The sequence below is a fragment of the Lysobacter sp. 05T417 genome, from assembly GCF_056396405.1.
On record NZ_JBFTLK010000010.1, the window covers coordinates 37,034 to 43,132 of the forward strand.

Here is a 6,099-nt window from a genome sequence, read left to right on the forward strand (position 1 = left end):
TCAGAGCACTTCAGGAGCGAGCGAGACGATCTTCATGAACTTCTCGGTACGCAGCTCGCGGGTCACAGGCCCGAAGATGCGGGTACCGATCGGTTCCTGCTTGTTGTTCAGGAGCACGGCGGCATTGCCGTCGAAGCGGATCAGCGAACCGTCCGGGCGACGAACGCCCTTGCGGGTGCGGACCACGACGGCGTCATAGACGTCGCCCTTCTTGACCTTGCCACGCGGGATCGCGTCCTTCACGGTGACCTTGATGATGTCGCCGATGCCGGCGTAACGGCGCTTGGAGCCGCCGAGCACCTTAATGCACATCACTTCCTTGGCACCGGAATTGTCGGCGACGTCGAGGTAGCTTTGCATCTGGATCATGGTTCAGCCTCCTCTTATTCGGCCGCGCGGCTGACGATTTCAACCACGCTCCAGTTCTTGGTCTTGGACATCGGAGCAATCTCCTTCACTCGCACGATATCGCCTTCCTTGCAGGCGTTATCGGCGTCATGGGCGTGGAGCTTGGTCGAGCGACGGATGTACTTGCCGTACAGCGCGTGCTTGACCTGGCGCTCGACGAGCACGGTGACGGTCTTGTCCATCTTGTTGCTGACGACCCGGCCTTCAACCGTGCGCAGCGCCTTGTCTGTATTGTTGTCGGTCATTGCAGGGTCCTTACTTCTTCTTGCTAGCCAGAGACTGGCCGAGCAGCATGTTGACGCGAGCGATCTCGCGGCGGACACGGCGTGCATCGTGGGTCTTGGCGAGCTGGCCAGTGGCCTTCTGCATGCGAAGGGCGAAGCCCTCCTTGTGCAGCTCGACCAGGTGGGCCTTCAGTTCGTCGGCCGACTTCTCGCGAAGTTGCTTGAGTTCCATTAGCGCACCGTCCGGGTAACGAAAGTGGTGGTCACCGAGAGCTTGGCGGCGGCCAGACGGAACGCTTCACGCGCCACGTCCTCTGCCACGCCTTCGATCTCGTAAATCATGCGACCAGGCTGGATCTGTGCGACCCAGTACTCGACGTTGCCCTTACCGGAGCCCATTCGGACTTCGATCGGCTTCTTGGTGATCGGCTTGTCGGGGAACACGCGGATCCACATCTTGCCGCCACGCTTGACGTAACGGCTGATGGAACGACGTGCTGCCTCGATCTGGCGCGCGGTCAGCTGACCGTGCGCCGTTGCCTTAAGGCCGTATTCGCCGAAGCTGACGGCATTGCCGTTCCAGCTCAGGCCCTCATTGCGGCCCTTGTGTACCTTGCGGTACTTGGTTCGCTTGGGTTGCAACATGGCGGATTACCTCTGTTCGCGGGCCGAACGGCCCGGACGGTCGCTGCGATCACCGCGGTCACCACGGTCACCGCGATCGCTGCGCGGCGAATCGTCCTGCTTTTCCTGGCCGACCTGGGAGAAATCGAAGATCTCGCCCTTGTAGACCCATACCTTGATGCCGATGATGCCGTAGGTCGTCTTGGCTTCAGCGAAGCCATAGTCGATGTCGGCACGCAGCGTGTGAAGCGGAACGCGACCTTCGCGGTACCACTCCGAACGCGCGATCTCGGCGCCATTCAGACGGCCGGCGACGTTGACCTTGATGCCCAGGGCACCCAGGCGCATCGCGTTGCCGACAGCGCGCTTCATCGCGCGGCGGAACATGATGCGGCGCTCCAGCTGCTGGGCGATCGACTCGGCGACCAGCTGCGCGTCGAGCTCCGGCTTGCGGACCTCGGTCACGTTGATGTGCGCCGGGACGCCCATCACCGCGCTCACTTCCTTGCGCAGCTTCTCGATGTCCTCACCACGCTTGCCGATCACCACGCCCGGACGGGCGGTGTGGATCGTCACGCGGGCGTTGTTCGCCGGACGCTCGATGAAGATCTTGGAGATGCCGGCCTGGGCCAGCTTCTTGCGCAGCAGGTCACGGACCTTCAGGTCCGCCGCCAGGAACTCGGCGTACTGCTTCTTGTTGGCAAACCACTTGGAATTCCAGTCCTTGGAGATGCCAAGGCGGATGCCAGTCGGATGTACTTTATGACCCATTGTCTGACTCCGCCTTACTTGCCCGCGCCAACAACCACAGTGATGTGGCTGGTGCGCTTGAGGATGCGGGTGCCGCGGCCCTTTGCACGCGCCATGAAGCGCTTCAGTGCGGGACCTTCGTCAACCATGATGGTCTTGACCTTGAGCTCGTCGATGTCGGCGCCCTGGTTGTTCTCGGCATTGGCGATGGCGGACTCGACGACCTTGCGGATCATCTGGGCAGCCTTCTTGTCCGAGAACTTCAGCAGGTTGACGGCGCGCTCGGCCGAGAGACCACGAACCTGGTCAGCGACCAGACGGGCCTTCTGCGGGGAGATGCGCGCGGTGCGCAGGATGGCTTTCGCTTCCATTGTCATCTCCTTACTTGCCCGACTTCTTGTCGCCGCCGTGACCCTTGAAGGTACGGGTCAGGGCGAACTCGCCAAGCTTGTGGCCAACCATGTTCTCGTTGACGAGCACCGGGATATGGTTCTTGCCGTTGTGCACGGCAATGGTGAAACCCACCATGTCCGGCAGAATCATCGAACGACGCGACCAGGTCTTGATCGGCTTCTTGTTGTTACCCGCGGTCTCGACCTTCTTGATCAGATGGTGGTCGACGAACGGGCCTTTCTTCAGTGAACGTGCCATGGCCGATTAGCTCCTGCGATCGCGCACGATGAACTGCTGGGTGCGCTTGTTCTTGCGGGTCTTGTAACCCTTGGTCGGAACACCCCACGGGGTGACCGGATGCGGGTTGCCCTGGCCCGCCTTGGCCTCACCACCGCCGTGCGGGTGATCGACCGGGTTCATGGCCGCACCGCGAACGGTCGGGCGAACGCCGCGCCAACGCTTGGCGCCAGCCTTGCCCAGCTTCTCGAGGTTGTGCTCGTCGTTGCCGACTTCGCCGATGGTGGCGCGGCAGTCGGCCGGCACCTTGCGCATTTCGCCGGAGCGAAGACGCAGCGTGGCGTAGCCCTGCTCGCGGGCGATCAGCTGCACGCCAGCGCCTGCGGCGCGGGCCAGCTGGGCACCCTTGCCCGGCTTCATCTCGATGCAATGCACCGTCGAGCCGACCGGGATGTTGCTCAGCGGCAGCGTGTTGCCGACCTTGATCGGGGCGTCACGGCCCGCGATCACCTGGTCACCGTCCTTCAGGCCCTTGGGGGCGATGATGTAACGGCGCTCACCGTCGACGTAGCACAGCAGCGCGATGTGAGCGGTGCGGTTCGGGTCGTATTCGATGCGCTCGACGCGCGCCGGAATGCCTTCCTTGTCGCGCTTGAAGTCGATGATGCGGTAATGCTGCTTGTGACCACCGCCGACGTGGCGGGTGGTGATCCGGCCGTGGTGGTTACGACCGCCGGTCTTGCCCTGCTTCTCGACGAGCGCCGCGTGCGGCGCGCCCTTGTGCAGGCCCGGGGTCACCACGCGAACCGCGCTGCGGCGGCCGGGGGAGGTGGGCTTGAAAGTCATCAATGCCATGGGTCTTTCCTCAGGCCTTGGCCATCACGTCGATCGACTGGCCAGCGGCCAGCGTCACGTACGCCTTGCGCCAGTCGCCGCGGCTGCCACTGCGGAACTTGAAGGACTTGTTCTTGCCCTTCACGTTGACCACGTTGACTGCCTCGACCTTGACTTCGAACAGCTTTTCCACGGCGACCTTGATGTCGGCCTTGGTAGCGTCCGTCGCGACTTCGAAGACGTATTGGTTGGAAACTTCCTGCAGACGTGCGGTCTTTTCGGACACGCGCGGCGCACGGATGATGTTGTAGAGCTTGGCCTCGTTCATGCCAGCCACTCCTCGATCTTCTTGACGGCGTCGGCGGTGACCACGACCGAATCGGCGCCGACGAGGCTGACCGGATCCAGGCCCTGGACGTCACGCACTTCGACGTACGGCAGGTTGCGAGCCGAGAGGTACAGGTTCTCGGAAGCATCCTCGGTGACGATCAGCGGACGACGACCGACTTCCAGGCCCTTGAGCTTGGCAATCAGGCCCTGCGTCTTCGGCGCGTCGAGGTCAAACGACTCGACGACCATGATGCGGCCCTGGCGGTTGAGCTCGGACAGGATCGCGGCCATCGCGGCGCGGTACATCTTGCGGTTCACCTTCTGGGCGAAGCTGCGCGGCTTGGCCGCGAAGGTCACGCCGCCGCCGACGAAGATCGGAGCCGTCAGCGCGCCATGACGCGCACCGCCGCCCTTCTGCTTCTTCGACTTCTTGGTGGTGCCGTTGACTTCCGAACGGGTCTTCTGCGCCTTGGTGCCGGCACGACCGGCATTGCGGTAGGCAACGACCACCTGGTGGACCAGGTCTTCGCTGAATTCGCGGCCGAAGATCGCGTCGGAGACCGACAGCGTCTTGCTGCTGTTGTTGATGGCGAGTTCCATCGTCATCTCTCCTTATGCCTTGCTTGAGGGACGCACGATGACGTCGCCGCCCGGCGCGCCCGGCACCGCACCCTTGATCGCGATCAGGCCACGCTCTGCGTCGACCTTGACCACTTCCAGGCGCTGCGTGCTCTGGGTAACCGCGCCCATGTGGCCGGCCATCTTCTTGCCCGGGAACACACGGCCCGGCGTCTGGCGCTGGCCGATGGAGCCCGGCGAGCGGTGCGACAGCGAGTTACCGTGCGTCGCGTCGCCCATGGTGAAGTTCCAGCGCTTGATCGTGCCCTGGAAGCCCTTGCCCTTGGTGACGCCCTGGACGTCGACCAGCTGGCCGGCTTCGAAGATGTCGGCCTTGATCTCGCCGCCGATTTCGAAACCGTTGATCTGGTCGTCTTCAACACGCAGTTCCCACAGGCCACGACCGGCTTCAACCTTCGCCTTGGCGAGGTGACCGGCTTCGGGCTTGTTGATGAGCGCAGCGCGGCGCACACCGACAGTCACCTGCACGGCGCTGTAGCCGTCGGTTTCCTGGGTCTTGATCTGGGTGATCCGGTTCGGCGTGGCCTCGATGAGGGTCACGGGAACCGACTTGCCGTCTTCGGTGAAGAAGCGGCTCATGCCGGCCTTGCGACCGACGATGCCCAACGAATATTTCTTCGCGGTCATGGTGGGTGGCCTCAGGTCAGCTTGATCTGTACGTCAACGCCAGCCGCGAGCTCGAGCTTCATCAGCGCGTCCACGGTCTTGTCGTTGGGGTCAACGATGTCCAGCACGCGCTTGTGCGTGCGGGTCTCGTACTGGTCACGCGCATCCTTGTCGGCATGCGGCGAAACGAGGATGGTGTAGCGCTCGATCTTGGTCGGCAGCGGGATCGGGCCGCGCACTTGCGCGCCGGTCCGCTTTGCCGTTTCGACGATCTCGCTGGCCGAGCGGTCGATCAGGCGATGATCGTACGCTTTGAGCCGGATTCGGATCTTTTGGTCCGCCATGACGGAATTCCTTACGTTAAAAGAGCGACGGGCCGGCTTCTGGGTGTGCCGAACCCCTGGAATACGCAAACACCCCGAAGCTGCACCCTCGCTCCGGAGCTTCCCTGCCTGAAAAAACTAAGGCAGACCGGTTTCCCGATCCGCCCAGACGGTGGAGTGGAACGCACGAAGCGCCCCGTTTAGCGTTCCTTGGAAGCCCGAAGGCCCAGAACGTACGGAGCGTTGCCGTGCGACATGTCCATGTCTGGCGAATACGAGGCGCGTCCTGCACCTCATTTCGCTGGTTGCGGGACCCTTCTTGAAGGAAAGGACCGCAGTGGTCGCGCATTCTAACCGGATATCCACAGCTTGTGCAAGCACGGGAGCTGGGGGGTCCAGGCGGGGCTGTTCAGGCCCCAAGATCTACGTCCTTGGATCCCCGCCTTCGCGGGGATGACGAACTGACAAAGCTGCGCCCGCAGAGCGGGCGCAGGTCAGATCGTCACTTGATGATCTTCGCCACCACGCCGGCGCCGACGGTACGGCCGCCTTCGCGGATTGCGAAACGCAGGCCTTCGTCCATGGCCACCGGGTTGATCAGCGAGACGACCATCTTGATGTTGTCGCCCGGCATGACCATCTCGACGCCTTCCGGCAGCGTCACTGCGCCGGTGATGTCGGTCGTGCGGAAGTAGAACTGCGGACGGTAGCCCTTGAAGAAGGGCGTGTGA

General features: G+C 63.1%; 13 protein-coding genes. All 13 read right to left on the reverse strand.

Annotation, left to right across the window (positions count from 1 at the left end; genetic code table 11):
• On the reverse strand, nucleotides 1–369 hold the full coding sequence (rplN, locus tag AC1DER_RS16980; protein ID WP_056136003.1) for a 50S ribosomal protein L14: 369 nt from the start codon (nucleotides 367–369) through the stop codon (nucleotides 1–3).
• 14 nt (nucleotides 370–383) lie between these two features.
• On the reverse strand, nucleotides 384–653 hold the full coding sequence (gene rpsQ / locus AC1DER_RS16985; RefSeq protein ID WP_158733587.1) for a 30S ribosomal protein S17: 270 nt from the start codon (nucleotides 651–653) through the stop codon (nucleotides 384–386).
• Between the two features lie 10 nt (nucleotides 654–663).
• A complete protein-coding gene (rpmC, locus tag AC1DER_RS16990; protein ID WP_477245916.1) occupies nucleotides 664–864 on the reverse strand; it encodes a 50S ribosomal protein L29 in 201 nt (66 codons plus the stop codon).
• Nucleotides 864–1,277 carry a 50S ribosomal protein L16 gene (gene rplP / locus AC1DER_RS16995; RefSeq protein ID WP_055902334.1) on the reverse strand — a complete coding sequence of 138 codons (414 nt, stop codon included), beginning with the start codon at nucleotides 1,275–1,277 and terminating at the stop codon, nucleotides 864–866. The genes rpmC and rplP overlap by 1 nt, the downstream gene beginning before the upstream one ends.
• 6 nt (nucleotides 1,278–1,283) lie before the next feature.
• Complete coding sequence (rpsC, locus tag AC1DER_RS17000; protein ID WP_158733589.1) at nucleotides 1,284–2,027, reverse strand: 30S ribosomal protein S3; 744 nt, start codon at nucleotides 2,025–2,027, stop codon at nucleotides 1,284–1,286.
• 14 nt (nucleotides 2,028–2,041) lie between these two features.
• Entirely contained in the window at nucleotides 2,042–2,377 is a 336-nt protein-coding gene (rplV, locus tag AC1DER_RS17005; RefSeq protein ID WP_158982368.1) for a 50S ribosomal protein L22, read from the reverse strand.
• A 10-nt stretch (nucleotides 2,378–2,387) separates the two neighbouring features.
• The gene (gene rpsS / locus AC1DER_RS17010; RefSeq protein ID WP_441817679.1) at nucleotides 2,388–2,657 is read right to left on the reverse strand and encodes a 30S ribosomal protein S19; all 270 of its coding nucleotides are present in this window, start codon (nucleotides 2,655–2,657) and stop codon (nucleotides 2,388–2,390) included.
• A gap of 6 nt (nucleotides 2,658–2,663) precedes the next feature.
• On the reverse strand, nucleotides 2,664–3,491 hold the full coding sequence (gene rplB, locus AC1DER_RS17015; protein ID WP_477245914.1) for a 50S ribosomal protein L2: 828 nt from the start codon (nucleotides 3,489–3,491) through the stop codon (nucleotides 2,664–2,666).
• A 10-nt stretch (nucleotides 3,492–3,501) separates the two neighbouring features.
• Nucleotides 3,502–3,798: a 50S ribosomal protein L23 gene (rplW, locus tag AC1DER_RS17020; protein WP_158982371.1), complete on the reverse strand. Its 297-nt coding sequence runs from the start codon at nucleotides 3,796–3,798 to the stop codon at nucleotides 3,502–3,504.
• Nucleotides 3,795–4,400, reverse strand: a complete 606-nt coding sequence (gene rplD / locus AC1DER_RS17025) for a 50S ribosomal protein L4 (protein ID WP_477245911.1) — start codon at nucleotides 4,398–4,400, stop codon at nucleotides 3,795–3,797. The genes rplW and rplD overlap by 4 nt, the downstream gene beginning before the upstream one ends.
• 12 nt (nucleotides 4,401–4,412) lie before the next feature.
• Nucleotides 4,413–5,066: a 50S ribosomal protein L3 gene (gene rplC / locus AC1DER_RS17030; RefSeq protein WP_200606506.1), complete on the reverse strand. Its 654-nt coding sequence runs from the start codon at nucleotides 5,064–5,066 to the stop codon at nucleotides 4,413–4,415.
• An 11-nt stretch (nucleotides 5,067–5,077) separates the two neighbouring features.
• The gene (rpsJ, locus tag AC1DER_RS17035) at nucleotides 5,078–5,389 is read right to left on the reverse strand and encodes a 30S ribosomal protein S10 (RefSeq protein WP_014161383.1); all 312 of its coding nucleotides are present in this window, start codon (nucleotides 5,387–5,389) and stop codon (nucleotides 5,078–5,080) included.
• A gap of 481 nt (nucleotides 5,390–5,870) precedes the next feature.
• Nucleotides 5,871–6,099: EF-Tu C-terminal domain-related protein (locus AC1DER_RS17040; protein WP_477358189.1), on the reverse strand; the 229-nt coding region annotated here is incomplete at its 5' end.